Origin of the sequence: Hungatella sp. SL.1.14 (assembly GCF_024460495.1) — a bacterium.
Lineage (GTDB): Bacteria > Bacillota > Clostridia > Lachnospirales > Lachnospiraceae > Hungatella > Hungatella hathewayi.
Map to the genome: position 1 here is coordinate 44568 of NZ_JANFYJ010000009.1, position 26232 is coordinate 70799.

Here is a 26232-nt window from a genome sequence, read left to right on the forward strand (position 1 = left end):
AATTTTACGCAACAGTCAAGCCAGATTTCATAATCAGACCAATTCTTCTTAGTCAGACCGGAAAAAAAGAAAGACACAGCGCCTTCCGCCATGTCTTTCCCGAATAACAAATTCCCTTACGGCACCCACTGTCCCGACTCATTCACCTTGTACGTTCCGTCAATGACAGTATTCGCCGCCATGCTTCCGTCCTCATATAAGTAATACCATTTCCCCGGCTCTGCCTGAAGCCAACCGGTCACCATGTCGCCATTCACATTGAAATAGTACCATTTTCCGCCGATCTGCTGCCATCCGGTCACCATCTCAGCGTTTTCATTCATATAATACCACTTGCTGTTCAGATACTGCCAACCAGTCAGTGCGTAGCCGTCCTGATTAAAATAATACCACTTGCCGCTTATCATCTTCCAGCAGTTCGCCGCATAATTTCCATCCTCGTCACGGTACCGTTTGCCGGCCTGGGTGTTGGCCCATCGTCCCGATGTATCTCCCAGTTCCTGGACCTCAGAATCAGTGGAAACCGTAAATTCACCGTCTTTTAAATACTTCTCCTCGGAACTGTCCTTCGCAATGGCTCTCACCTCGTAGTAATAGCTGTAGCCATCCTGTAAATATTCCAGTAAATCGATGGAGGTGGAACCGGTCGTCAGCGTCTTAATCCACTGATCCTCCCGGTAAAGGCGAAGCTGATACTTCGAAGCGTAAGGAACTCGTTTCCAGGATGCCTTCGTCTTTGCCGCATCACTCCAGCCAGCGGTCTCCGGCGCTCCAAGCTGTGCCACCGGTACGTAAGTAGCTTTAATTGTCGTCTCGCCGTCTGCAGCCTTGGCTGAAACCAGTTCTCCGCCGTATACGCTGCAGCTGCTCTTCACATAGTCCCCGGCGATTGTAAAGGTAGCAGTCACCTTTTTTCCAGGAACCCAGTCCTCCGGAGTCTTACTCCACTCCGGTGATACCTCGTCGTAATTTACTGTAACCTTTGGTACCTTGATATCTTCCGTCCATTCACTTCTCACATCGTTTTCAAACCGAATCTTAACACTTTTCGCAGCCATGGACGTCATGGCGGTACCGAGCGTCATTACCGCTCCCAGAAGTATCAGCCATCTGCCCTTTCCCTTTATTCCTCGCATCGTGTCATCTTCCTTTCCTGATGATTTTACTTATGCCACACGCCGTTGCCGTCAACCGGGAAACCATCAATGGTAGTATTCACCGCCTTGGAGCCCTCACCAGGATAGAAGTAGTACCAGCTTCCGTCAACCTGGCGCCAGCCCTCAAGCATTGCGCCGGAAGCGTCGGTACAGTACCACTTATTATTATAGGCGATCCAGCCCGTAAGCATCGCACCCTCTACGCCTGTAGTCGTGGAAGGATTCAAATAATACCACTTATTATTGGATAACACCCATCCGGTTACCATAGCTCCCTGATCGTTTAAAAAGTACCACAGATTATTTCTCTGCTGCCATCCGGTGAGCATCACACCGTTGGAATCAAATAAATACCATTTCTCATTGATCTTGGCCCAGTTGTTCTTCTGGTAACTTCCATCCGGATATCTAAAATACCAGTTGTTCCCGTCCTTGATCCAGCCAACCTGACTGGTACTGCCGGGCGTTCCGTTGTCCTGTCCGGAGCCGTCAGACACCTTCTCCTCCGGCAGATAAACCTCGTCGGATTCCGTCCAGTCGCTCTTCTTCCCGTACTTCTTCTCACTCTCGGTATATGGAACTGTGCGAACCTTAAAGGAATATGTGCCGGCTTTCGTCATATAAGGATAAAAATTATAGGACGTGGCCTTAAGGCCCTCAACCTTCTTTACAACAGAACTGCCGCGGTATAAATACACGTCATAGGCATCAGACGAATTATCAACCTTACTCCAGCGGGCACCGCCGTAACCGTTTTCTCTCCAGTAGGCATCATCGGGAGAACTGTATGTGCCCTTAATCGGTTTAAACTTAAAAGTCACATACAACGTATCACTGCCGGAACGGCTGGCTGACACATACGTTCCGCCTTTTACCGTCACGTTACTGGACTGATATCCCCCTTTAAATGCATACTCATCGGAATCGGTGGCATGCAGTTCCACTCTCATCTTAGGTTCATATCCGATGGTCATCTCTTTCGATCCGGAGGTAATCCATTCGATTCCGTTGACCTCATATCTGCTGTTGTTTGTATACACATAATTCCCTGTTGAATTCTCCTTAAGCTCGAAGGACGTTTCCTCCGGAAGAGTCCCCCCGGATTCCATTTCCTCTAATCCTGCATAGATCGTCACAGATGAAATCGTCTTTGACGCAGCGAATGCCTGAAATGGAATACTCACCCCAAGAACACTCACAATGGCGGTCAAAGCCAATAGTTTTCCAAACCGTTTCATAAAAATACCTCCCACTCTTTATAGTTACTCCGCATTTTTCCTACTATTATTATAGCCCCTGGGGCAATTCACCGTCAACTTAAGATATTCTTTCTTTATTCTTGCGTTTAGGAAAAATTGAGTAATAAATTTGCAAGAATGGTATTCTTTACCAGAAATCCATGCCGAATCAGAGCCAGACTTTAGCCAAACACGGAAGCTTCCTTGATATCCAGTTTTTTACACCATTTCCGGAGAACCTTTTCCTGATATTTCTCCACAGAAAAATCAGCAAGCTCCAGATCCAGCGGAATATCTGTCTTAATGGCAGCCAGACGCTTGGACAGCAGGGCTGCGGCTTCCCCGCACAGTTCCCTGTCCTCCCCGGTCTTCGTCAGCGCTTTGTAGGGAGTTCTGGTGATTCCCAGCTTCTCCTTCCAGAAATCCTGGAGTTCCTTTAACTGTTTTTTATCCGTCTCCGCGTCATGGATCGCCTCGTACATCGCCTCCACGGTTCCATATTCAGCCAGGAGAGGCGGCACCGCACTGCTGACCCCCTTTACTCCCGGGATGTTATCCGAGGTGTCGCCCTGAATCCCTTTTAAATCGGTGATCTGCTCCGGCCATACGCCTTCCTCTGCAAACACATGCTCCGCTGTAAATTCAAATGTCTTCTCCGGAAGATTGACATCTTTTTTCGTCAGGCCATAGGGGCCGTAGTACTTTTCGTACAGTTCATCCGCCTTCTCCTGCTTCGCCTGCACCATCCAGGCCCTGACGTTGTATTCGTCATTCACCAGCTGCAGGTAATCGTGATCCTTTGTCATGACCACCACAGGCACCTGGCTGCGAAACTTCATGACCAGTGAGCCCGCATAGTCGTCAGCCTCGTAGTCATCGCTGTAGAGCACTCTGAAACCGGCTTCCTCCAGGATCGATTCAATCAGGACAAACTGCTGCTTCAGCGGTTCGGGAGTCGCCCCTCTTGTACCCTTGTACTCCGCGTACAGCTCCCGCCGGAACGTATCCCTCGTCTTATCAAACACGAAGGCAATGTATCCGGGTTCCTGCTTCTTGAGGAGAGAGGCAATGGTCTTTAGCATGCCAAAAATCGCGTTGGTGTATGTCCCGTCTCCTGCATGCAGAATTTTCCCGTAATGCTTCTGCTTTTCTTCCTCCGTTTTCGCAAACATAATTTCTCGTGGAAGTACAGCATAGTAACAGGTGGACAGCATGGAAGAGCCGTCTACAATCACAAACTTGTCTTTCATTCAATATCCTTTCTAAAGCTGCTTATTGGTATCTCATTCCATTTATTTTCCGTCATACTTCCAGATCTGTACCTCTCCCGGGTAATCTTCGAATACACGCTTAATGATGGCTTCTACAACGTCCCAGTCACCGCCTCCAAATCCACATCCCATTCCCTGCGGGAACGCGGCTGTCTCGTTCCTTCCCCGCACGGTTAAAAACTCACAGATCTCTTCCAACGCTTTTTCCAGGGCTTCATAGTCGGTGTAGACACCGGTTTTCCCGTAGTCGTCCTGGCCGTAAAGATTGGCAATCAGAAACCAGCGGCCGTCCTTTTCAACCGGCTGGGCTGATACCCGGCCTAACAGCTTCGCCGTCTTGCCGCCCACTTCCTCTGTCCACTGCTTTGTCAGAATTTTATAGGATTTTTCTACTTCCGGGAACAGCTTCTTTACCTGGCCCGCCATGCCGCGCCCAAACACTCCCTGGCAGTTTACCTGATGGCAGATTAAGTCTGCATTGGAGCTAAATATGTCGCCTTCGTAGTATTTTATCATTGTAACCGCCCTCTCTTTCTTTTTCTCTTCCTTTTACTTATTTTCTATTTTCTATATCGCTCTTTTGTATCATAACACATTTGAGGGGGTGGGGAAATATGTAAGGACGAAATTCGACAACTCGCTTGCGCATCGTCGGATAAACATGCCTTTTTCTGGTATCCCGCTGCCCCGCAGTGCACACCTCACTTCCGCTGCGCTCCAGTTCGGTGTGGGGCGTTCGCCCTACAAAAAACGCCAGGAGAAAATTTTCTTATGTGCTAGCACAACGAAAATTTTCTCCTGGCGTTTTTTGACACTGCTCAGTGCTTAGACAAGCTCCAGCAGTACTTCCATAGCCCCGTCACCCTTACGCTGGCCAATCTTTACGATTCTTGTGTAGCCACCATTGCGGGATACGTACTTGGGAGCGATCTCCTCAAATAACTTCTTCGGAAGATCTACACTCTTTGTATTTTTCTTTCTGCCTGCAGCTTCCTGCGGTACTTCTGTTACATCGTACAGTACCTTTAACATCTGTCTTCTGGCATGAAGTCTGGAAGGAAGATCCTTCTTGATCTCTTTTTCTACTTCGTCGTATACGGTAACTTTCTTGCCGTTCACCACTTCTTTGACTCTCTTGCCGTCTTTGTCCTTGCGGGCAACCTTAGCGGTTACTTTAACGGTTTCGAAATTGTCTTTCTCTTTCACGGCCAGAGCAATCAGTCCTTCTGCTACTTTACGGATTTCTTTTGCTCTTGCTTCTGTTGTAACGATCTTGCCATTGTGTAATAATGCTGTTACCTGGCTTCTGATCAGTGCTTTTCTCTGACTGGAAGTTCTTCCCAGCTTTCTATATCCTGCCATGTCTTATTTCCCTCCATTTGTGGAACGCCGGCGCATGCTTCTTCGGTCTTACTGCATCCCGCGCTTAATCTCCATAAATTCCTGTAACGAGCGATCAGCTGTTCGCGTCATCACTCGGGTTAAGCTGTAAGCCTAACTCCTTTAACTTTGCCAGCACCTCTTCTAAAGACTTGCGGCCTAAGTTACGAACCTTCATCATATCCTCAGAAGTTCTGTTGCACAGCTCTTCCACCGTATTGATTCCGGCTCTCTTTAAACAGTTGTATGAACGGACGGAAAGTTCCAGTTCGTCGATATTCATCTCCAGAACCTTCTCTTTCTCATTATCCTCTTTCTCTACCATGACTTCTGCAGTCTTGGCATTCTCGGATAAATCGATGAACAGATTCAAATGTTCACTTAACACCTTTGCAGCAAGGCTGACTGCCTCGTCTGGCGCCAGTGTTCCGTCTGTGTATACATCTAATGTCAGCTTATCGAAATCGGTAACCTGACCTACTCGGGTGTTCTGTACCGTCATGTTGACGCGCTCTACTGGTGTATAGATGGAATCAACGGCAATCACGCCAATCGGTAAATCTTCACTCTTGTTTTTGTCTGCGCTTACATAGCCGCGGCCCTTTGTGATCGTCAGTTCCATGTAGAACTTACTGTCTGTGCCGCCGCTGAGTGTCGCGATCACCTGATCCGGATTCATGATTTCAATATCCGGGTCCGCCTGAATATCAGCAGCCGTTACCACACCTTCGCCTTCAAACTCGATGTAGGCAACCTTTGCCTCATTGGTGTCGCTGTTATTTTTGATTGCTAAGCTTTTGATGTTCATAATGATCTCAGTCACATCCTCTTTAACGCCTGGGATAGAACTGAATTCATGCAAAACGCCGTCGATTTTTACCTGACTGACTGCGGCTCCCGGTAAAGAAGAAAGCATGATTCTTCTCAAGGAATTGCCTAAAGTCGTACCGTAACCTCTTTCAAGCGGTTCAACTACAAACTTGCCATATTTCTTGTCCTCAGAGATTTCAGCAATCTCAATGTTTGGTTTTTCAAAATCGAACACTAATAGCCCCTCCTTTTGGGTAATTTGTATCGAGGGTCTTATACTCAAATCCTTGCCCGGAGTACAGTTTCCCATACTCCGGGCGAAAGTTGTTGTTTCTCTTTAACAGACTTTCAATTATTTGGAGTACAACTCGACGATAAGCATTTCATTCACTGGAACATCAATCTCATCTCTTGTTGGTAACTCTTTAACAGTACCACGTAAATTCTCATGGTCAACATCAACCCAGGCCGGAGTTAAACGTCCTGCTGTGGTCTCTACAACATCTTTAAATCTGGCGTTTCCTTTGCATTTCTCTTTTACTTCGATTACGTCGCCAGCTTTTACTAAGTAAGACGGAATGTTTACACACTTGCCGTTTACCAGGATGCTCTTATGGTCAACCATCTGTCTGGTCTCTCTTCTTGTTCTTCCAAAGCCCATACGGAATACTACGTTGTCAAGTCTTCTCTCCAGAAGGATCATCAGGTTTTCACCGACCATACCATTCATTCTGGAAGCCTTTGCGTAATAGTTACGGAATGGTTTCTCAAGAACGCCGTAGATGAATTTGGCTTTCTGCTTTTCTCTTAACTGAAGGCCGTACTCACTCATCTTTCTGTTAGCTCTTTTTAATTCTCTGTTGGATTTTTTATCTATTCCTAAATAGATTGGATCAAGACCAAGGGATCTACATCTTTTAAGAACAGGAACTCTATCTACTGCCACTGTAATTACCTCCTAATTAGACTCTTCTACGTTTTGGCGGACGACATCCGTTATGTGGAACCGGAGTAACATCCTTGATACTGGTTACTTCTAAACCGCATGCCTGAAGTGCACGAATAGCTGCTTCACGGCCTGAACCAGGACCCTTTACCATAACGTCTACTGATTTTAAACCATGTACAAGAGCTGCCTTAGTAGCAGTTTCTGCCGCCATCTGAGCTGCATATGGAGTAGATTTTCTTGAACCTCTAAATCCCAGACCACCAGCACTTGCCCATGATAAGGCATTACCCTGAGTATCTGTTAATGTCACGATTGTGTTATTAAAAGATGACTGGATATGTGCTTGTCCGCGTTCAACGTTTTTCTTTACGCGCTTTTTTGTCACTTTTTTAGTAGTGGACACTTTTTTAGCCATTTTAAACTAACCTACTTTCTTCATTTCTTGAATCCTGTTATTCCTGTTTTTAAAACATGTAACGTGATTCACTGTTTTAGTTTCATTCATCGTGAGTAATCTCACGAAATGTTCAATGCTTATTTCTTCTTGTTTGCTACGGTTTTTCTCGGGCCCTTGCGAGTTCTTGCATTGGTCTTTGTCTTCTGACCACGAACCGGCAGGCTCTTTCTGTGACGAATTCCACGATAGCAGCCAATTTCCTGAAGTCTCTTGATGTTCATAGCGATCTCTCTGCGTAAATCACCTTCCACCATCTGACTGTCAGCGATAACAGCTGAAATTCTCTTTACTTCGTCGTCGGTTAAGTCCTTAACACGAGTGTCAGGATTAACGCCAGCTTCTGTAAGAATGCGGTTTGAACTTGTTCTACCGATACCGTAGATATAAGTTAATCCGATCTCAACACGTTTTTCTCTTGGTAAATCAACACCTGAAATACGAGCCATGTGTGTAGTACACCTCCATTAATAATTTTTAACCTTGTCTCTGCTTATGCTTAGGATTTTCACAGATTACTCTGATACTGCCTTTTCTCTTGATGATTTTGCATTTTTCGCAAATCGGTTTGACTGATGATCTAACCTTCACAGCAATTCTCCTTTCCGTTATGCGTCCCCGAAAGAGGACATCCAGGTATACCCGCAATGTGTTTTATCTAAAATAAACCAGTGCTGCCGTTTGGGCATAATACACCCGGTATTTCAACAAAGTCGCTATAGCATTATAACACTTTCCATATGGGAATGCAAGCATTTTTTCCTTGTTTTTACTTTTATTTATCTCTCCAGATGATTCTTCCCTTGGACAAATCGTAAGGGGACAACTCAATGGTTACCTTATCACCCGGCAGAATACGGATATAGTTCATACGAAGTTTGCCGCTGATGTGTGCAAGCACCTGATGGCCGTTCTCCAGTTCCACCTGGAACATGGCATTCGGAAGCTTTTCAACAACGGTTCCTTCAATTTCAATAACATCTGCTTTCGACATAAAATCTTACCTCCTGACAACCTGTGTCTTTACTCACTGCTTTTTTTGAAACATTTGATAAAACGAGCGATCTCTTCATTGGTGACTCTCTGGTTTTCTCTGATCTTTTTACCCGGACAGTCCGCTTCACAGGAAACGGCTTCCACATGCTTTCTGTTTTTCCTCTTCGGTCCGGCAAGCGTACGATACTTTCCGTCCACCAGATAAACATATTCGCCCTCTTCCTTTAATATGAAGAAAACTTCATCTTTATCGTGTCCGGCCAGACTTTTTACCAGACTTCCTATTGTGATCTCCATACTGTCCTCACTTAAACTCCCTAATGGGCTTCCGAAACCAGGCTTAAAAGCTCCGGTTCGCCTTCTGTAATCAGGACCGTATTCTCATAATGGGCTGATAATGCTCCATCCTCTGTTACAACCGTCCAGTCATCATCGAGCCACACGACCTCCGGTGTCCCCTCGTTGATCATCGGTTCGATGGCGAGAGTCATACCCGGCCTCAGTTTCAGGCCGCGTCGCCTTCCTGCGAAATTGGGCACCTCCGGATCTTCATGGAGATGACTTCCGATTCCGTGCCCCACCAGATCCCGGACCACACCGTAGCCGAAGCTTTCCGCATAGGTCTGGATTGCAGAAGATATATCATTCAGATGATTGCCAGCTTTTGCAAATTTAATCCCTTCAAAGAAACTTTGTTTTGTCACCTCGATGAGTCTGCCTGCTTCGGGGGAGATTTCGCCGATCCCGTACGTCCTTGCCGCATCGGAATGGTATCCCTTGTAGATCACGCCGGCATCCAGGCTCACAATATCGCCTTCCTCTATGAAATGCTTCTTACTGGGAATTCCGTGAACCACCTCGTCGTTCACAGATACGCAGATTGAAGCCGGATAGCCGTTGTAATTCTTGAAGGAAGGGATGCAGCCGTAGCTTCTGATGATCTCCTCTCCCAAATGGTCGATATCCCAGGTTGTCATACCGGGCTTTAAGGCTTTCGCCAGCTCCTCGTGGGTCTTCGCGAGGATTCTCCCGGCCTCTCTCATAAGTTCTATTTCTCTTGCAGATTTAATTGTAACTGACATACATTACGCTCCCAGAACAGCGACGATATCGGAGAACACTTTTTCCATATCCTGTGTTCCGTCAACATTCGCCAGTACGCCGGCTTCCTTATAATAGTCAATCAGAGGCTGTGTCTGATCATGGTACACGGACAGACGCTTCTTAACGGTTTCCGGCTTATCGTCATCTCTTAAGACAAGCTTGTCACCGCAGACATCACAGATGCCTTCCACCTTGCTGGGTTTATAGACAATATGATATGTAGCACCGCAGCTTAAGCAGGCACGGCGTCCTGACATACGATTCACGATGTTCTCATCCGGAACATCCACATTAACGGCATAATCGATCTTCTGGTTTCTCTCGTTAAGAGCATTCGTAAGGCTTTCCGCCTGCGGAATCGTTCTTGGGAAACCGTCTAACACGTAGCCGTTCTTACAGTCATCCTTCTGAATGCGGTCCATCAGCATGCCGATCGTCAGCTCATCCGGTACTAAGCCTCCCTGATCCATATATGCCTTTGCCTTCATTCCAAGTTCTGTTCCTTCTTTGATGTTGGAACGGAAAATATCGCCTGTGGAAATGTGTGGAATCTGATACTTTTCAGCAATCTTCTTTGCCTGGGTCCCTTTACCGGCACCTGGGGCACCTAACATGATAATCTTCATCAGCAGTCCCTCCCTGCAATATGTTCATATAGCACAAAGACCAAGAGAAACACGCCATTATGTGTTCCTCTTGGATTTGTCCATTAGTCATTCAAAAATCCCTTATAATAACGTACAAGCATCTGAGATTCAATTGCCTTGATTGTCTCTAAGACAACGCTGACAATGATGATTAAGGATGTACCACCAAATGACAGGCGGCTTACATTAAAGAGGCCGGATACCATAATCGGGATGATACATACAATCGTCAGACCACATGCACCGATAAATACTACGTAGTTCAAAATGGAATTGAGGTAATCGCTGGTTGGCTTGCCTGGGCGGATACCCGGGATAAAGCCGCCTGATTTCTTCATGTTGTTAGCCACTTCCAACGGATTAAAGGTAATCGATGTATAGAAGTAGGCAAACACGATAATCAGGGCGATATAAATCACCATACCAATCGAGTAGACCGGACGTTCCGGCTTGAACCAGTTAGAAGAATTCAGCATCAGAAGGATATGTCCGCCAATGCTGTCATAGTTAATCCGGCTGCCGAAGAACTGGGCAATTACTACCGGGAATGACATGATGGAGGAAGCAAAGATAACCGGGATAACACCGGCTGTATTTACTTTTAACGGGATGTTGGAGGACTGGCCGCCAACCATCTTGCGTCCCTGCATCTTTTTGGAATACTGGACTGGAATTCTTCTCTCGCCATCCTGAAGGACAACGACAAATACCACGATCGCAATCACAATTGCCACAATGATAATGGCGGCTACTGCGGAAACTGCAACCGATTTCCCAGACATAAATCTGGTATAAAGTGTTGATGCGTCAGAGGGCAGACTGGAAATGATGTTAAACAGCAGGACGATGGAGATACCATTTCCCACACCATTTTCCGTGATACGCTCACCAATCCACATCAGAAGCGCACTACCTGCAGTCATCGTAACAACTGCGATAATTACGCTGATCGCGTTAAACTCGCTTAACAGTCCCTGGCCGCCGAATCCGATTGCCATAGCAATGGATTCAATTAACGCCAGTGCAACTGTTACGTAACGGGTGTATTCTGCAATCTTTTTTCTTCCGTCTTCCCCATCTCTCTGCATCTCTTCCAGCTTCGGAATCGCAATGGTCAAAAGCTGCATGATGATGGAAGATGTGATGTACGGGGTAATGCTCAGTGCAAACACAGACATATTGGTAAAGGAACTGCCTGTCATTGCGTTAAAAAAGCCGAACGCATCGTTATTCTGCTGAGCAAAAAAATCTTTGAAAAATGCTGTTTCTACTCCAGGAATCGGTAACTGAGAACCGATTCTAATAACCACCAGCATCGCGAACGTGTACAGAAGTTTCTTTCTGATGTCCTTGATCTTGAATGCATTACGGAGCGTTTTTAACATATTAGTTCACCTCGCAGGTTCCACCTAAAGCCTCGATTTTGGTCTTAGCGCCTTCGCTGAAAGCATCTACCTTTACTGTAAGCTTTTTGGTTAATTCTCCGTTTCCAAGGATCTTAACACCATCGCGCGGATTCTTAACAATGCCGCTCTCCAGCAGAGTCTCAACTGTCACAACAGTATCGTTTTCGAACTGCTCTAAAGCACTAACATTGATGCCAATGATAGTCTTGCTGTTTCTGTTTGTAAAGCCTCTCTTAGGAAGACGTCTGTATAAAGGCATCTGGCCGCCTTCAAATCCTGGTCTCGGAGCACCTGAACGAGCTTTCTGTCCTTTATGGCCCTTACCTGCAGTCTTACCGTTTCCAGAACCATGGCCACGGCCTCTTCTGAAACTGTCGCTGTGTTTGGATCCTAATGCAGGCTGTAAATTTGATAATTCCATCGTTTGCACCTCCTTACTGTTCTGCTTAAATTTCTTCAACTTTTACTAAATGTCTTACGCTCTGGATCATGCCTCTGACTGCACCGTTATCCGGCATTTCAACTGTCTTATGAAGCTTCTTTAAACCTAAAGCTTCAACGGTTGCTTTCTGCTTCGGAACTGCGCCGATCGGGGATTTCACCAATGTGATTTTTAATTTATCTGCCATTATCCTATCCTCCTTAGCCTAAAATCTCTTCTACAGATTTGCCGCGAAGCTTTGCAACTTCCTCAGGAGTCTTTAACTGAGTCAATCCTTCGATTGTAGCCAAAACTACGTTTGTCTTGTTGTTGGAACCTAAAGATTTTGTACGGATGTTCTTAATTCCTGCAAGCTCAACTACCGCACGTGCAGGACCGCCTGCGATGATACCGGTACCTTCCGGAGCTCTCTTAAGAAGAACTGCTGCGCTTCCGAATTTTCCGATTAAATCATGAGGAATACTGCTGTTCTCATCTACCGGTACAGTTACCATGTTCTTAACAGCAGCCTCTTTACCCTTGCGGATTGCTTCCGGAACTTCGCCTGCTTTGCCAAGGCCTGCACCTACGTGGCCATTGCCATCGCCTACGACTACTAAAGCAGAGAATCTCATAGTACGTCCGCCTTTTACGGTTTTCGATACTCGCTTGATAGCAACTACTTTGTCGTTTAATTCTAACTGACTTGCATCAATAATTGTATGTTTCAACGCCCTATTCTCCTCTCTACTAGAATTCCAGACCAGCTTCTCTGGCTGCGTCTGCTAATGCCTGAATCTTGCCCTGATATATGAAGCCGCCTCTGTCAAATACAACTTCCTTGATTCCCTTTTCGAGAGCCCTCTTGGCAATTACGGTACCTACATATGCTGCAGCATCAACGTTGTTAGTTTTCTCTAATTCAGCCTTTACTTCTTTTTCAACTGTAGAAGCTGAGACTAAAGTTTTACCAACTGTATCGTCAATAATTTGAGCATACATATGATTATTACTTCTGAACACAGCTAAACGCGGTCTTTCTGCAGTGCCTGCAAAACGATTACGTAATCTGGTGTGCTTTTTCACGCGAACTTCGCTTCTTGACTGTTTGCTAACCATTTTTACACTCTCCTTAAATTATTTCTTACCAGTCTTACCAACTTTACGTCTGATAACTTCATCAGCATATTTGATACCTTTGCCCTTATACGGCTCAGGTCTTCTCTTGTCTCTGATTTCAGCAGCGTACTGGCCTACTTTTTCTTTATCGATACCCTTTACAATGATGACGTTCTGGCCTTCCATTGTGGACTCCAGACCTTCCGGATCTTCCATCTCAACCGGATGAGAATAGCCGAGGGAAAGAACAAGCTTCTTGCCCTGCTTCTGAGCTCTGTAACCTACACCATTGATTTCCAGTTTCTTCTCGTAACCAGCGGTTACGCCGACGATCATGTTGTTGATCAGTGTTCTTGTCAGACCGTGTAAAGATTTCATCTTCTTTAAATCGCTGGGTCTGCTAACGATGATCTGGCCATCTTCTTCTTTGATGGACATTTCAGCCGGTAATACTCTTTCCAGAGTTCCCTTTGGACCTTTTACAGTCACTTTATTATTTTCTGCGATTGTGACAGTAACACCTGCCGGAATCGCGATAGGCATTCTTCCTATACGTGACATGCCGTGTACCTCCTTAAATTTTCGGAAAAAGCGTCTGCGCTTTCTCTGTTTTCAGTAGTTCTTAAATTACCAAACAAATGCCAGCACTTCTCCGCCTACGCCGAGTTCACGTGCTTCCTTATCGGTTACAACGCCCTGGTTTGTGGAGATGATAGCTGTTCCTAAACCACCCAGAACCTTCGGTAACTCTTCCTTGTTTGCGTATACACGTAAACCAGGTTTGGAGATTCTCTTGATTCCTGTGATGATTTTTTCATTTTTATCTTTGCCGTACTTTAAGGTGATTCTGATGGTCTGGAAAGCACCGTCTTCTACGAGATCATATTTCTTAATGTAGCCCTCTTTTACAAGGATATCAGCAATAGCTAATTTCATCTTGGATGAAGGTACATCTACTGTATCATGTTTGGCAGTATTTGCATTACGAATTCTTGTAAGCATATCTGCGATTGGATCGCTCATTGTCATTTTGAATTGCCTCCTTCCTTATTTTACCAGCTTGCTTTCTTAACGCCTGGGATCTGACCCTTGTATGCTAATTCACGGAAGCAGATTCTGCAGATACCGTATTTTCTTAAATAAGCATGTGGACGTCCACAGATTCTGCAGCGATTGTATTCTCTTGTGGAGAACTTTGCAGGTCTCTGCTGTTTAATCTTCATTGAAGTCTTTGCCATGGAATATTCCTCCTGTTATTTTGCAAATGGCATATTGAATAATGTCAAAAGTTCACGGGCTTCTTCATCGGTCTTAGCGGTAGTAACAAAAATAATGTCCATACCTCTTACCTTGTCAACTTTATCGTACTCAATTTCAGGGAAAATAAGCTGCTCTTTGATACCAAGGGCATAGTTTCCTCTGCCGTCAAATGCGTTAGGATTCACACCCCTGAAGTCACGTACACGAGGTAATGCAAGGTTGATCAGACGATCTGCAAACTCATACATTCTCTCGCCGCGTAATGTTACCTTACAGCCGATTGGCATGCCTTCTCTGAGCTTGAAGTTAGCAATTGATTTTTTAGCCTTTGTTAAGACTGCCTTCTGTCCGGAGATGATTTCTAAGTCTCTGACCGCAGAGTCTAAAACCTTGGCATTTTCCTTTGCTTCACCAACGCCCATGTTGATAACGATCTTATCTAACTTCGGCACTTCCATAATATTCTTATATCCGAATTTCTTAATCATAGCTTCTACGATTTCGTTCTGATATGTTTCTTTTAATCTAGCCAATTTTTATTCCTCCTCTCCGAATTAGTCAATCGCTTTTCCGGTCGCCTTGGCAACACGGACTTTTTTACCGTCTTTTACTTCGAAGCCGACTCTGGTAGCTTTTCCGTCTACAACGAGCATTACGTTGGAGATGTCAAGCGCAGCTTCCTTCTGAACAATACCACCCTGTGGATTGCCAGGGCCCGGCTTTACATGCTTGGTGATCATGTTGCAGCCTTCCACCAGGACTTTGTTGTTCTTTGTATCTACATGAAGAACTTTGCCCTGTTTATCTCTATCTTTTCCTGCGATAACCTTTACCAGGTCATCTCTCTTAATTTTATGCACAGTCGACACCTCCCTATAATACTTCTGGAGCTAAGGAAACAATCTTCATGAACTGTTTCTCTCTTAATTCTCTTGCAACCGGTCCAAAGATACGAGTTCCTCTCGGAGTCTTGTCATCTTTGATTATTACTGCAGCGTTCTCATCGAACTTGATATAAGAACCGTCTTTGCGGCGGGCACCTTTTACAGTACGCACAACAACGGCCTTTACTACGTCACCTTTCTTTACAACACCGCCTGGTGTTGCATCCTTAACGGTAGCGACGATAATATCACCAATATTAGCATATCTTCTTGTAGAGCCGCCCATAACACGGATACACAGTAATTCTTTCGCACCGGTATTGTCGGCAACCTTTAATCTGGTCTCCTGCTGAATCATGCCTGTTACTCCTTCCTGGAAATAATTTATTTCGCTTTCTCGATAATCTCAACAAGTCTCCATCTCTTGTCCTTGGACAGCGGTCTTGTTTCCATTACTTTTACTGTATCGCCCATGTTGCATTCGTTGTTTTCGTCATGAGCTTTTAATTTATACGTTCTCTTTACGATCTTGCCGTATAAAGGATGTTTTACATGGTCTACGATAGCTACAACGATGGTCTTATCCATCTTATTGCTGACTACCTTGCCCGTACGGGTTTTTCTTAAATTTCTTTCCACGTTACGTTACTCCTTTCAATGATTGTATCCGTTTCCTGGATACAGAGTACACTCAAAAGTGTTTCTATCACTCACAAGTTTCCACACGGTCGTGTGTGTCATACTGAGATGAAAATATCTGCTTAAGCCAGTTTAGCCTTCTCTGTCATAACAGTCTGGATTCTGGCAATGTTCTTACGAACTTCTTTGATTCTGCTGGTGTTATCCAACTGATTCGTTGCGTTCTGGAATCTTAAGTTAAAGAGTTCCTTCTTCGCAGCTACTAATTCTTCGTTCAGTTCTGTGACTGATTTTGCCTTTAATTCTTCTACATATTTATTAATTTTCACTGTTATCACCGCCTTCTAAATCCGCTTTAGCAGCAATCTTACATCTGCATGGTAACTTGTGCATAGCAAGACGTAAAGCTTCACGAGCTGTTTCTTCAGGTACTCCAGCGATTTCAAATAATACACGGCCTGGTTTCACTACTGCTACCCAGTATTCCAGAGCGCCCTTACCGGAACCCATACGGGTTTCTGCTGGCTTTGCTGTTACAGGTTTATCCGGGAAAATCTTAATCCAGACTTTACCACCACGCTTGATATAACGGGTCATGGCAACACGGGCTGCCTCGATCTGGTTTGATTTGATCCAACATGGCTCTAAAGCGACTAAACCGTATTCACCATTGCTGATTGTGTTGCCTCTTAAAGCCTTACCAGCCATGGAACCACGGAACTGTTTACGACGTTTAACTCTCTTAGGCATTAACATTATTTATCGCTCCCTTCCCTATTTCCTTTAGTTGGAAGTATCTCGCCTTTGTAGATCCATACCTTAACGCCAACTTTGCCGTAGGTTGTATCTGCTTCAGCGAAACCATAGTCAATATCTGCTCGTAATGTCTGTAACGGAATTGTTCCCTCGCTGTAAAACTCTGTACGAGCCATATCAGCGCCGCCAAGACGTCCTGCAACTGCAGTCTTGATACCCTTAACGCCAGCCTTCATGGAACGGCCCATGGTGGACTTCATGGCACGACGGAAGGAAACACGGTTCTCTAACTGCTGTGCGATGGATTCAGCTACTAACTGAGCGTCTTTGTCTGGTCTCTTGATTTCTTTGATATCAACAAATAATTTCTTATCTGTCATCTTCTGAACTTCTGCTTTTAACTTCTCAATTTCAGAACCACCCTTACCGATGACTACGCCCGGTTTTGCAGTGTGGATAATAATTTTAACACGGTCAGACGCTCTTTCGATCTCGATATCAGATACGCCGGCACTGTATAATCTCTTCTTCAAGTATGTTCTGAGCTTGTAGTCTTCAACTAAATTGTCTGCAAAGTCAGCTTCTGCATACCACTTGGAATCCCAGTCTTTAATAACACCGACTCTTAAGCCGTGTGGATTAACTTTCTGTCCCATTATTTGCCTCCTTATCTTTCATTAAGCACGATGGTGATGTGGCTCATTCTCTTCTCGATTCTATAAGCGCGGCCCTGTGCCCTCGGTTTTACTCTCTTCATTGTCGGTCCTTTGTTTGCGTAGCATTCCTCTACGTAAAGTTTGGACGGATCCATACCGTTGTTATTCTCAGCATTTGCGATCGCTGATTTTAATAACTTTTCTATTAAAGTAGAAGCATATCTGGGATTGTAGGTTACAATACCAAGTGCTGTCTGTGCGTCTTTGCCTCTGATGGCGTCTAATACGAAGCATGCCTTCTGAACAGAAACTCTGGCATAAGATAACTTTGCTGACGGTCTCGTGTCCTTCTGAGCATTTCTTTCTCTCTTAATTTGGGTTCTATGTCCCTTAGCCATTGGTGAAGCCTCCTTTCAATTAATCAATCTATTACTTACGTCCGGATTTCTTCTCGTCCTTGCCATGACCTCTGTAGGTTCTGGTTGCAACGAATTCACCGAGTTTATGTCCAACCATATCTTCTGTAACATATACCGGAACGTGCTTTCTTCCATCATGAACTGCAATTGTATGTCCAACCATCTGTGGGAAGATGGTAGAACGACGGGACCAGGTCTTAATTACCTGATGCTGTCCTGCTGTGTTCATAGCATCAATTTTTTTCAGTAAAGACGCATCCGCGAATGGTCCTTTTTTCAGTGAGCGAGCCATAGGTTCTAACCTCCTTCAATTATTTAATGGTCTTTCCATCTCTTCTTCTAACGATTAACTTGTTAGACTGCTTGTTTTTCTTTCTGGTCTTTAAACCAAGAGCAGGTTTGCCCCATGGTGTACATGGACCCGGGCGGCCGATACCGGTCTTTCCTTCACCACCACCGTGCGGATGGTCGTTCGGGTTCATAACGGAACCGCGTACAGTAGGTCTGATACCCATATGACGTTTTCTACCAGCTTTACCGATGTTGATAAGGGAGTGATCTCCGTTACCTACAACGCCAATGGTAGCTCTGCAGCCTATCGGAACCATTCTCATCTCACCTGAAGGTAATCTTAAGGTTGCATATTTGCCTTCTTTTGCCATTAACTGAGCAGAGTTTCCAGCGGAACGGACCAACTGACCGCCCTTGCCCGGATAAAGTTCGATGTTGTGTACCTGTGTACCAACCGGGATCTGGCCTAATGGTAAGCAGTTACCAATTCTGGCCTCTGCATTCTCACCGCTCATGATCTTCATACCGTCTGTTAAACCAGCCGGAGCAAGGATATAAGACTTGGTACCGTCTGCGTAGCAGATTAAAGCGATGTTGGCAGTTCTGTTCGGATCGTATTCGATACCGATAACGGTTGCCGGAATGCCATCTTTGGAGTTTCTCTTGAAATCGATGATTCTATATTTTCTCTTAGCACCGCCTCCGCGATGTCTAACAGTGATTTTACCCTGATTATTACGACCAGCCTGCTTGTTCATGGTAGCGCTGATTAAGGACTTTTCAGGAGTCTTCTTTGTAATCTCGCTGAAATCAGAACCAGTCATATGTCTTCTGGAAGGGGTATATGGGTTATACTTTTTGATTCCCATGTTGTAACTCTCCTTTCTAACAAAAGCACCTATACATGAGCCTCACGGGCCCGCAAGTGCTTCAACGCCTCCAGGCGTTTCATTTTATCGTGATATAGTGTTCATCACATAGATGAAGGGCTGCTTACAGTCCTTCGAAGATTTCGATATCTTTGCTGTCAGCGGTGAGCTGAACGATCGCTTTCTTCGTCTTTGCTGTCTTGCCGAAGGTCATTCCTCTTCTTTTGGTCTTTCCTTCTAAGTTCATGGTGTTCACGCTGGCAACCTTGGTTCCCGGGAACATCTTCTCAACAGCTTCTTTGATCATAGCCTTGTTTGCTTCCGGATGAACAATGAATGTATACTTCTTGGACGCCATAGCGTTCATGCTCTTCTCAGTAACGATCGGCTTCTGGATTACGTCAAAATATTTAATATCTGCCATTATGCGTACACCTCCTCGATTGCTGCAACAGCAGTCTTGGTAGCAACAACTGTGTTATACTTTAAGATATCGTATACATTGATCGTGTTAACAAAAGCAGTCTTAACAGCCGGAATGTTTCTTGCGGACTTCACTGCATTTGTGCTGTCATCGCCAACAACTACAAGTGCTTTGGATACCTTTAAGTTATTTAAAACGTTCTGGAACTTCTTTGTCTTGATTTCGTCAAACTTTAACTCGTCAACAACGATGAACTTATTCTCGTTCACTCTGCTTGTAAGAGCGGATTTAAGCGCAAGCTTTCTTTCCTTCTTGTTCAGTTTGATCGTGCAGTCTCTTGGTGTTGGAGCAAATACAACTCCGCCGCCTGTCCACTGTGGAGATCTTGTTGAACCCTGTCTTGCATGACCGGTTCCTTTCTGCTTCCACGGTTTTCTTCCACCGCCGGATACTTCAGCGCGAGTTTTCGCTTTCTGTGTGCCCTGGCGCTTATTCGCAAGCTGGCTGACAACTGCTAAGTGTACAAGATGCTCATTTACATTCACACCAAACACAGCATCGTTTAACTCTAATGTGCCAACTTCATTACCTTCCATATTGTAAACAGATACGTTTGCCATCTGTGTGTTCCTCCTTTCTTATAAAAGCATTAAACTGCTGCTTTTACTGTTTCCTTGATTGTTACTAAGGACTTCTTCGGTCCTGGTACAGCGCCCTTAACCAGAATTAAGTTGTTCTCTGCATCGACCTTAACGATCTCAAGATTCTGGATTGTTACACGCTTGTTACCCATCTGTCCAGGCATCTTTTTGCCCTTGAATACCTTGCTCGGGTCAGAACAGGAACCGTTGGAACCTGCATGACGATGGAACTTGGAACCGTGAGCCATAGGTCCTCTGGACTGTCCGTGTCTCTTAATAGCACCCTGGAAACCTTTACCTTTGGAGATTGCGGTTGCATCAATCTTATCGCCTGCAGCGAAGATGTCTGCCTTGATTTCGTCCTTTACGGAATACTCGGAAGCATTCTCGAACTTGAACTCTCTTACGTATCTCTTGTAAGATACACCGGCCTTGTCAAAGTGGCCTTTCACTGGCTTGCTCACAAGTTTTGCTCTCTTGTCAACAAAACCAACCTGTACTGCATCGTAACCGTCGTTCTCAGCTGTCTTAACCTGTGTTACTACACACGGGCCGGCTAAAAGAACTGTTACTGGAGTTAATACTCCGTCCTCATTGAAGATCTGTGTCATTCCGACTTTGGTAGCTAATATACCCTTCTTCATGTTTTTACCTCCTGTTTGTTAATTCTACAGCGGATTGCCGGGATTATAAATCCCTTCTGCAATCATCCTAGAACAGTCCAATATAAGTGGAACACTATGACTCCGTCTGAAGCTCCCTCTGGTGCTTACACAGCGGGCTTTTCGGGAGATGTTGATTCCTTTGGAGGAACTGGAGAGTTCCCCTCACCGAGGTTCGGCGGAATGGTGTGTTGCTTCTATATCTAAACCCTTCAGGATATTACCTTAATTGATGTGATGAAGAATGCTTATTTGTTCTTCATCTTGATATCAATGTATACACCGGCCGGCATTTCCAGTCTGGATAATGCGTCCACAGTCTTCTGACTTGGTGTAATGATATCGATGAGTCTCTTGTGCGTTCTCTGCTCGAACTGCTCTCTGGAATCTTTGTACTTGTGAACTGCACGTAAGATGGTTACCACTTCCTTCTTCGTTGGTAACGGCACCGGTCCGCTCACCTGTGATCCTGTTTTTTTCACAGTGTCGATGATTTTGCTTGCAGACTGATCAACTAACTGATGATCGTACGCCTTTAATGTGATTCTCATTACTTGACTTGCCATAAAAAAAGTCGCCTCCTTTTCGCACTTAATAGAAGTACGACAAGCGGTGACTGTACACGTTCCCGTGTGTGTCCTCCAGGACCCCACACTGACTTTCCGTTTTTTCGAAACAGAATTCTTTAATTGTACAGTGACTTGTCGCCAGTTTCCTAACTTGACATTCGCTCCACGGAAAACCTGCCTTTGCTTCCCTCACTTTCGTTCGGTGAATTCAGACAGCAACCTCACGCTTCACAGCTATCATGCCACAGCCTTTACAGAATAGCACACTTTTTTTTACATTGCAAGCATTTTTTTCTTTATTTTATAATTTTTTTTGATTTTTTCCCATCCGCTGCAAATCCGCTGTTTTCGTGGCATCTTTCGCTGTTTCTTCTTAGTTTCTTCTTATTAATAATAACTGTAAAGAACTGGTGCAGCCCACCTGTCCATGTCTCGGTCCGGGAAACGCAGCCAGCTGCAGTGCCGGACCGGCGAAGGGCAGATAAGCCGGATCAGCCAGACAAAAAACAGGATCAGAGCCGTCTTTTCTGCTCCAATCCTGCATTCCTGTCATGTCTATGATATTCCTTCTGAATCTCTCTTACACGGATTCTTATTCTTTCCAAACCGGTTCGGTCGGCTCACGATAGCTTCCGGAGGCATTCTCGTCATCCACCTTTAAAAGGGAACCGCTGCTGCTCGTCTTGTACTTCACCCCATCCGCATTCTTAACCGTCGTGTTCTTGGCGACTTTGCCCGAGGAGTTTACTACATAGGTCGTGTAGCTGTTTCCAGCCGGAATCGTAATCGGCTCATATCTGACACCGTCCTCCGCTCTCTGCAGCCTGCCCATATAATAGAGATACCCGTCCTTTACTCCGGTATAGCCACGGCCGCTGTCGCTGAAGTAATACGTCTCTTCACCGCCGTCTCCCTCGCTGACCTTGATCTTCCCCTTCTGCATGGTACTCGTCTTCTTGTCACCGAAATAGTAAGCGGTATACTCCGTGCTGCTTCCAATCCTGACCTTCTGAAGGCCGTAGACCGGATTCCCCTTGTCGTTAAACAGATACGTCTTTCCGTTAATCTTGGTTAAATTCTGTGTCGTGGCCTCCCCTTCCTTCGGCCCCGCCTTTGGCGTTCCGTTGGTAGAGAAATAGAACCATTCCACCTCATCTTCATATCCCGTTAAATCCTCCGGCGGTTCTACCGAATACCATCCGGTTCTTAGCTTACCGCTGGAATCGTAATACTTGTAATTCTGGATATCGTAATCCGCATTATCCACTCCGACATTCTTCCAGCCTGTCTGAAGGGCTCCGTCAGAATCGAAGCAGTACGCTACACCGTCAATCTTATAGGTACCATAGTCTCCGCTGGTATCCTTCGGCATATACTTCTTGCCGCTGTCACTGAAATAGTACCAGTGCTTGCCGTCGTCGCCCTCATCTCCGGGAGACACGCGGTCCGGATCGTAATCGCTGTCCGGCGGAAACAGCTTCTGCCAGCCTGTCCTCATGGCTCCGTCTGTACCGCAGTAATACATGTTGTCCAGAACCCAGCCAGTCTGCATCTCACCGTTAGAATCAAAATAATACCATTTATTATTAATCTTGGACCAGTTATCCATAATCGCTTTTCCGCTGCTTCCGAAGTAATACCACTTATACTCGGAGCTGCCGGTCTCCTGAAACTTCATCCACTTATCCGTTACCAGAATCCCGTTAGAATCCATATAATAAGTATTATCTACCCATGTATTCACGGCCATCTCGCCATTGCCGTTCAAATATCTCCATAAGTTGTCCGCGCCTTTTTTCCACACATTGGTCACTTTATATCCGTTGGAATCATAGTAAACCCATGTATTTCCAGACTGCGCCCATCCCTCCGCTGCCCATGCGCTCATGGTGGCAGTTCCTAATGCCAGTACTGCAGCAACCGCCAGCACAACGAAACCTTTTCTCTTCATATTGTCACTCCTTACAGGATTCTCCTTTTTACACTATTCATTGTAGCAATTTATCTGAAATTATTCAACTATTATTATCTTTCAATTCTATTACAATTTTTACGCAGATTACGGATCATATACAGTTTCGTAACAATGCAACTGTATCGTCTGCAGTTCAGTCCCCGCTTCCCTTGACGCTTTTCGCCTTATCCAGTATAATCATAGAATCATGAAATGAATTTACGGTGAATACAGAAAGGTCAGGGATAAACGGCATGTGGATTGCAGACGGTTGGAAGGATTATGAAGTAATAGACTGTTCAGAAGGAGAAAAACTGGAGCGGTGGGGGAACTACACACTGGTTCGCCCGGACCCTCAGGTAATCTGGTCCACCCCGAAGACAGAGAAAGGCTGGAAGCATAGAAACGGACATTACCACCGCAGCGCAAAGGGCGGCGGAGAATGGGAATTCTTCGATCTGCCTCAGCAGTGGAGTATTCAATACAGGGAGCTCACATTTCAGCTGAAGCCCTTCAGTTTTAAGCATACCGGACTGTTTCCGGAACAGGCGGCCAACTGGGACTGGTTCGGCGCTAAAATCAGAGAGGCCGGACGCCCGGTCAAGGTCTTAAATCTGTTTGCCTACACCGGAGGAGCAACGTTAGCCGCTGCCGCTGCCGGAGCATCGGTCACTCACGTGGACGCCTCTAAGGGCATGGTGGGATGGGCGAAGGAAAACGCCCGTTCCTCAGGTCTTGAATCGGCTCCGATCCGCTGGATCGTAGACGACTGCGTCAAGTTCGTGGAACGGGAAATCCGGCGCGGGAATCATTATGACGGAATCATCATGGATCCTCCCTCCTATGGCCGCGGCCCCAAGGGAGAGATCTGGAAGATCGAAGAATCCATTCATCCGCTGGTAAAGCTCTGTGCCCAGCTTCTCTCGGATGATCCGCTCTTCTATCTTATCAACTCCTATACCACGGGCCTGGCCCCCGCCGTCTTAACCTACATGCTTTCCATCGAAGTGGGAAAGAAACACGGCGGTTTCGTCCGGTCGGAGGAGGTCGGTCTTCCGGTTACCCGGACGGGCCTCGTACTTCCATGCGGTGCCTCAGGCCGCTGGTCATCGACCCCCGTTTAACAGTCTCCACACGGCAGGCATCAAACGCCGGATCAGGCCGCCGGCCAGCCAGCTTAACACAACTGCAAACAGCGGCATAAAAAAGAACAGAAGAAATGCAAGAACCGGTACAGGCGGGAGCAGCAATGCTCCCGTTTTGTTGATCAGCCGTACGAGTGCAAAGTGAACCGCATACAAAAAGAAATTATTCTTCATAAAATCCCTGGCCTCGAAAAGGCTCTCCTCCGGGACCGTGAGCCATAAGCCCACCGGAACCAGAAGCCGGTAAACCACGGTGACAGATGCCGCCTCTCCCAGACTGCTGCCGGGCAGATCCGTTCCCAGGGAGATGCAGCCGGCAATCATGAGCGCGATTCCTGCAAGCAGACGCTTCCGCGTCCAGACGCCTTCCACCACCGCTTTTCCGTGCACGGCTGCAAAGGCAGCGAAGGAATAGTAAAACAGTGCGTCCAGGTTCAGCAGCGGCAGATCAATTCCCAGGTAGACGCCAGCCAGCAAAACTGCCAGAAACGCGATTCCGGGCCAAACCCGTTTTACCGCCAGGTAAATAAGGGGAGCAAGAAGAATGAGAAGAATCAGCTGGTACAGATACCAGAATACATAATTATAGGTATAATTCAGAATTGCATCAACCGTTTCCGGAAGGCCGAACGGAATCTTCCCCTTACCGATCACATCAGAAATATAAGGAAGTCTGCTTCCGATCACATAGCCAAAATAGTACAGACTGTTCCACACGATATACGGAACCAGAACGCTCCTGATCCGGGAGTTCCACTTTCGCATTAAGATCTCCGGTCTGTATCCGCGGAAAAAGAGGTAGGAGGAGATCATAAAAAAGCCGGGAACGGCGATCTGGGCGATTCTGTCTCCAAAAAAACGTTCCAGACGCACCAGGGAAGCCGCCGATTTGGTATTTCCCAGAAACAGCACGGCATTATAGGAGTGCACCCAGATAACCAGCACACTGAACAGGAAGGTAAACCAGTATATTTTGTTTCTGAATGTTTTTTCTGCCATGGTCACGGTACCTCCCCTCTCATTCTGATATCTATTTTATTCTATCACATCAGGAAAAGAACAGGCAATACATTTAGTCAAATCCGCAGGAGCCAGAGCGGGCTGTTGGGGCCGCGGACACCAGGTACACTGTAACAACTCTCAAAAAAAGAAGAGACGGACGGATTCATTCCAGTCAGTCTCTTCCTATATTATATGGAGATGCGCAGCCTTCCGTTTTCGTGCTCTTAACCCTTTACCGCACCCATCGTAATTCCCTGCGTAAAGTATCTCTGGAAACAGAGGAATACTATGATGATCGGGACAGATGCCAGGGCCGCACCGGCCATGATCAGTCCAAAGTCGTTGGACATCTCACTCAGCTTACTGGCAATACCTAAAGCAATCGTCTTTGATTCATTCTGAGTCAGCATAACCAGCTGCAGCGGATATTCATTCCAGGAGTTAATGAATGTAAAGATAGCCAGCGCACCAAATCCCGGTTTGATGATTGGAAATGCCACATTCACGAAGGTGGTCAGTTCTCCCGCTCCGTCAATCCGGCATGCCTCCAGAAGGGACGTCGGAATATTCTCAGAGAACTGCTTCATCATAAATACGCCGAACGGCCAGCCTACTACCGGGAAGATTACCGCAAACATGGAGCCCCATACGGATTTTAAAAATCCCATCGCGGACATCTGTCTCATCAAAGGAATCAGAATAACCTGTTTCGGAAGCGCCATAGCGCATACGAACAGTCCGAAGATCACACTCTTACCCCAGAAACGTTTCTTTGCCAGTGCATATCCCGCCAGAGAAGAGGTGATACAGGTAAGCCCCATCGCCACAACGGAGATAAACACGCTGTTAAACAGCCATCGGATTGCCATCGGCATACCAATGCCGAACAGTTTCGTTCCACTCTTGAACAGCCGGTTATAGTTATCCCATGTAATTGTTGTGGGGAACCACTTTACCATTTCGCCGGACTTGATAATAATATCGCTTTTCTCTTTTACGGAACCGGTAATAATCCAGTACAGCGGAAAGAGGAAGAAAACTGCGAGAACTGCCAGCAGGATGAGTGAAACAATATAATACGGACTGATTGTTTTCTTTTTATTTTCCAT

40 protein-coding genes are annotated in these 26232 nt (G+C 45.9%); 1 reads left to right on the top strand and 39 read right to left on the bottom strand.

The genetic code is table 11. The features are described from left to right. Nucleotides 1-116: 116 nt before the first annotated feature. The 37 genes from NE473_RS11410 to NE473_RS11590 form a co-directional block, all read right to left on the bottom strand. Nucleotides 117-1136 (bottom strand): N-acetylmuramoyl-L-alanine amidase family protein, encoded by a 1020-nt coding sequence (locus NE473_RS11410; protein ID WP_055650445.1) that lies wholly within the window; start codon nt 1134-1136, stop codon nt 117-119. Nucleotides 1137-1162: 26 nt separating this feature from the next. Further along, nucleotides 1163-2395, bottom strand: coding sequence for a PspC-like choline-binding domain-containing protein (locus tag NE473_RS11415; RefSeq protein WP_022031114.1), 1233 nt, complete (start codon nt 2393-2395; stop codon nt 1163-1165). Between the two features lie 182 nt (nt 2396-2577). Beyond that, on the bottom strand, nt 2578-3645 hold the full coding sequence (locus NE473_RS11420) for a 5'-3' exonuclease (protein ID WP_055650444.1): 1068 nt from the start codon (nt 3643-3645) through the stop codon (nt 2578-2580). Between the two features lie 42 nt (nt 3646-3687). Continuing rightward, a complete protein-coding gene (locus tag NE473_RS11425) occupies nt 3688-4182 on the bottom strand; it encodes a macro domain-containing protein (protein WP_022031112.1) in 495 nt (164 codons plus the stop codon). Between the two features lie 309 nt (nt 4183-4491). Then, complete coding sequence (locus tag NE473_RS11430; RefSeq protein ID WP_006771852.1) at nt 4492-5028, bottom strand: bL17 family ribosomal protein; 537 nt, start codon at nt 5026-5028, stop codon at nt 4492-4494. 94 nt (nt 5029-5122) lie between these two features. Further along, a complete protein-coding gene (locus NE473_RS11435) occupies nt 5123-6091 on the bottom strand; it encodes a DNA-directed RNA polymerase subunit alpha (RefSeq protein ID WP_022031111.1) in 969 nt (322 codons plus the stop codon). Nucleotides 6092-6208: 117 nt separating this feature from the next. Then, on the bottom strand, nt 6209-6802 hold the full coding sequence (gene rpsD / locus NE473_RS11440) for a 30S ribosomal protein S4 (RefSeq protein WP_006771854.1): 594 nt from the start codon (nt 6800-6802) through the stop codon (nt 6209-6211). 16 nt (nt 6803-6818) lie between these two features. Then, entirely contained in the window at nt 6819-7220 is a 402-nt protein-coding gene (rpsK, locus tag NE473_RS11445) for a 30S ribosomal protein S11 (protein WP_006771855.1), read from the bottom strand. A gap of 119 nt (nt 7221-7339) precedes the next feature. Further along, nucleotides 7340-7708: a 30S ribosomal protein S13 gene (rpsM, locus tag NE473_RS11450; protein ID WP_006771856.1), complete on the bottom strand. Its 369-nt coding sequence runs from the start codon at nt 7706-7708 to the stop codon at nt 7340-7342. A 28-nt stretch (nt 7709-7736) separates the two neighbouring features. Then, on the bottom strand, nt 7737-7850 hold the full coding sequence (rpmJ, locus tag NE473_RS11455) for a 50S ribosomal protein L36 (RefSeq protein WP_003497809.1): 114 nt from the start codon (nt 7848-7850) through the stop codon (nt 7737-7739). 184 nt (nt 7851-8034) lie between these two features. Beyond that, nucleotides 8035-8253, bottom strand: a complete 219-nt coding sequence (gene infA, locus NE473_RS11460; RefSeq protein WP_002604680.1) for a translation initiation factor IF-1 — start codon at nt 8251-8253, stop codon at nt 8035-8037. A 29-nt stretch (nt 8254-8282) separates the two neighbouring features. Next, nucleotides 8283-8552: a KOW domain-containing RNA-binding protein gene (locus tag NE473_RS11465; RefSeq protein WP_055650443.1), complete on the bottom strand. Its 270-nt coding sequence runs from the start codon at nt 8550-8552 to the stop codon at nt 8283-8285. 20 nt (nt 8553-8572) lie between these two features. After that, nucleotides 8573-9337, bottom strand: coding sequence for a type I methionyl aminopeptidase (gene map / locus NE473_RS11470; RefSeq protein ID WP_006771858.1), 765 nt, complete (start codon nt 9335-9337; stop codon nt 8573-8575). Between the two features lie 3 nt (nt 9338-9340). Next, nucleotides 9341-9985, bottom strand: coding sequence for an adenylate kinase (locus tag NE473_RS11475; RefSeq protein ID WP_006771859.1), 645 nt, complete (start codon nt 9983-9985; stop codon nt 9341-9343). Between the two features lie 83 nt (nt 9986-10068). Then, nucleotides 10069-11391 carry a preprotein translocase subunit SecY gene (gene secY, locus NE473_RS11480; RefSeq protein WP_006771860.1) on the bottom strand — a complete coding sequence of 441 codons (1323 nt, stop codon included), beginning with the start codon at nt 11389-11391 and terminating at the stop codon, nt 10069-10071. A gap of 1 nt (nt 11392) precedes the next feature. Continuing rightward, entirely contained in the window at nt 11393-11833 is a 441-nt protein-coding gene (gene rplO, locus NE473_RS11485) for a 50S ribosomal protein L15 (RefSeq protein WP_022031109.1), read from the bottom strand. Between the two features lie 25 nt (nt 11834-11858). Next, the gene (gene rpmD, locus NE473_RS11490) at nt 11859-12041 is read right to left on the bottom strand and encodes a 50S ribosomal protein L30 (RefSeq protein ID WP_006771862.1); all 183 of its coding nucleotides are present in this window, start codon (nt 12039-12041) and stop codon (nt 11859-11861) included. Nucleotides 12042-12054: 13 nt separating this feature from the next. Next, nucleotides 12055-12564: a 30S ribosomal protein S5 gene (gene rpsE / locus NE473_RS11495; RefSeq protein ID WP_006771863.1), complete on the bottom strand. Its 510-nt coding sequence runs from the start codon at nt 12562-12564 to the stop codon at nt 12055-12057. 19 nt (nt 12565-12583) lie between these two features. Next, a complete protein-coding gene (rplR, locus tag NE473_RS11500) occupies nt 12584-12952 on the bottom strand; it encodes a 50S ribosomal protein L18 (protein WP_006771864.1) in 369 nt (122 codons plus the stop codon). Nucleotides 12953-12970: 18 nt separating this feature from the next. Beyond that, a complete protein-coding gene (gene rplF, locus NE473_RS11505) occupies nt 12971-13513 on the bottom strand; it encodes a 50S ribosomal protein L6 (protein ID WP_022031108.1) in 543 nt (180 codons plus the stop codon). Nucleotides 13514-13579: 66 nt separating this feature from the next. Next, entirely contained in the window at nt 13580-13981 is a 402-nt protein-coding gene (gene rpsH / locus NE473_RS11510) for a 30S ribosomal protein S8 (protein WP_022031107.1), read from the bottom strand. 23 nt (nt 13982-14004) lie between these two features. Beyond that, complete coding sequence (locus tag NE473_RS11515; RefSeq protein ID WP_002566501.1) at nt 14005-14190, bottom strand: type Z 30S ribosomal protein S14; 186 nt, start codon at nt 14188-14190, stop codon at nt 14005-14007. Between the two features lie 15 nt (nt 14191-14205). Further along, nucleotides 14206-14745 (bottom strand): 50S ribosomal protein L5, encoded by a 540-nt coding sequence (gene rplE / locus NE473_RS11520; protein WP_006771868.1) that lies wholly within the window; start codon nt 14743-14745, stop codon nt 14206-14208. Between the two features lie 21 nt (nt 14746-14766). Next, nucleotides 14767-15072, bottom strand: coding sequence for a 50S ribosomal protein L24 (gene rplX, locus NE473_RS11525; RefSeq protein ID WP_006771869.1), 306 nt, complete (start codon nt 15070-15072; stop codon nt 14767-14769). Nucleotides 15073-15085: 13 nt separating this feature from the next. After that, on the bottom strand, nt 15086-15454 hold the full coding sequence (rplN, locus tag NE473_RS11530; RefSeq protein WP_006771871.1) for a 50S ribosomal protein L14: 369 nt from the start codon (nt 15452-15454) through the stop codon (nt 15086-15088). Between the two features lie 26 nt (nt 15455-15480). Further along, the gene (gene rpsQ / locus NE473_RS11535) at nt 15481-15735 is read right to left on the bottom strand and encodes a 30S ribosomal protein S17 (RefSeq protein ID WP_002604695.1); all 255 of its coding nucleotides are present in this window, start codon (nt 15733-15735) and stop codon (nt 15481-15483) included. 122 nt (nt 15736-15857) lie between these two features. Next, on the bottom strand, nt 15858-16064 hold the full coding sequence (gene rpmC, locus NE473_RS11540; RefSeq protein WP_006771873.1) for a 50S ribosomal protein L29: 207 nt from the start codon (nt 16062-16064) through the stop codon (nt 15858-15860). Next, nucleotides 16054-16491, bottom strand: a complete 438-nt coding sequence (rplP, locus tag NE473_RS11545; protein WP_006771874.1) for a 50S ribosomal protein L16 — start codon at nt 16489-16491, stop codon at nt 16054-16056. Before rplP ends, rpmC begins: the two co-directional genes overlap by 11 nt. Beyond that, nucleotides 16491-17147, bottom strand: coding sequence for a 30S ribosomal protein S3 (gene rpsC, locus NE473_RS11550; protein ID WP_006771875.1), 657 nt, complete (start codon nt 17145-17147; stop codon nt 16491-16493). Before rpsC ends, rplP begins: the two co-directional genes overlap by 1 nt. Nucleotides 17148-17158: 11 nt before the next feature. After that, nucleotides 17159-17545: a 50S ribosomal protein L22 gene (rplV, locus tag NE473_RS11555; RefSeq protein ID WP_006771876.1), complete on the bottom strand. Its 387-nt coding sequence runs from the start codon at nt 17543-17545 to the stop codon at nt 17159-17161. A 31-nt stretch (nt 17546-17576) separates the two neighbouring features. Next, the gene (rpsS, locus tag NE473_RS11560; RefSeq protein ID WP_002604700.1) at nt 17577-17858 is read right to left on the bottom strand and encodes a 30S ribosomal protein S19; all 282 of its coding nucleotides are present in this window, start codon (nt 17856-17858) and stop codon (nt 17577-17579) included. A gap of 19 nt (nt 17859-17877) precedes the next feature. Next, nucleotides 17878-18726: a 50S ribosomal protein L2 gene (gene rplB, locus NE473_RS11565; RefSeq protein WP_022031106.1), complete on the bottom strand. Its 849-nt coding sequence runs from the start codon at nt 18724-18726 to the stop codon at nt 17878-17880. 124 nt (nt 18727-18850) lie between these two features. Next, entirely contained in the window at nt 18851-19150 is a 300-nt protein-coding gene (rplW, locus tag NE473_RS11570; protein ID WP_006771878.1) for a 50S ribosomal protein L23, read from the bottom strand. After that, entirely contained in the window at nt 19150-19770 is a 621-nt protein-coding gene (rplD, locus tag NE473_RS11575) for a 50S ribosomal protein L4 (RefSeq protein WP_256265260.1), read from the bottom strand. The genes rplW and rplD overlap by 1 nt, the downstream gene beginning before the upstream one ends. A gap of 29 nt (nt 19771-19799) precedes the next feature. Continuing rightward, nucleotides 19800-20435 (bottom strand): 50S ribosomal protein L3, encoded by a 636-nt coding sequence (gene rplC / locus NE473_RS11580; protein ID WP_006771880.1) that lies wholly within the window; start codon nt 20433-20435, stop codon nt 19800-19802. A 266-nt stretch (nt 20436-20701) separates the two neighbouring features. After that, entirely contained in the window at nt 20702-21019 is a 318-nt protein-coding gene (rpsJ, locus tag NE473_RS11585; protein WP_002604705.1) for a 30S ribosomal protein S10, read from the bottom strand. Nucleotides 21020-21614: 595 nt separating this feature from the next. After that, a complete protein-coding gene (locus tag NE473_RS11590) occupies nt 21615-22973 on the bottom strand; it encodes a cell wall-binding repeat domain protein (protein WP_022031104.1) in 1359 nt (452 codons plus the stop codon). Between the two features lie 257 nt (nt 22974-23230). Between NE473_RS11590 and NE473_RS11595 the strand changes: the two genes are divergently transcribed. Continuing rightward, nucleotides 23231-24100: a class I SAM-dependent methyltransferase gene (locus tag NE473_RS11595; protein ID WP_055650441.1), complete on the top strand. Its 870-nt coding sequence runs from the start codon at nt 23231-23233 to the stop codon at nt 24098-24100. Here the strand turns inward: NE473_RS11595 and NE473_RS11600 are convergent. Beyond that, nucleotides 24083-25120 carry an acyltransferase family protein gene (locus NE473_RS11600; protein ID WP_055650440.1) on the bottom strand — a complete coding sequence of 346 codons (1038 nt, stop codon included), beginning with the start codon at nt 25118-25120 and terminating at the stop codon, nt 24083-24085. The genes NE473_RS11595 and NE473_RS11600 overlap by 18 nt on opposite strands. A 227-nt stretch (nt 25121-25347) precedes the next feature. Further along, a complete protein-coding gene (locus NE473_RS11605; RefSeq protein WP_006771888.1) occupies nt 25348-26232 on the bottom strand; it encodes a carbohydrate ABC transporter permease in 885 nt (294 codons plus the stop codon).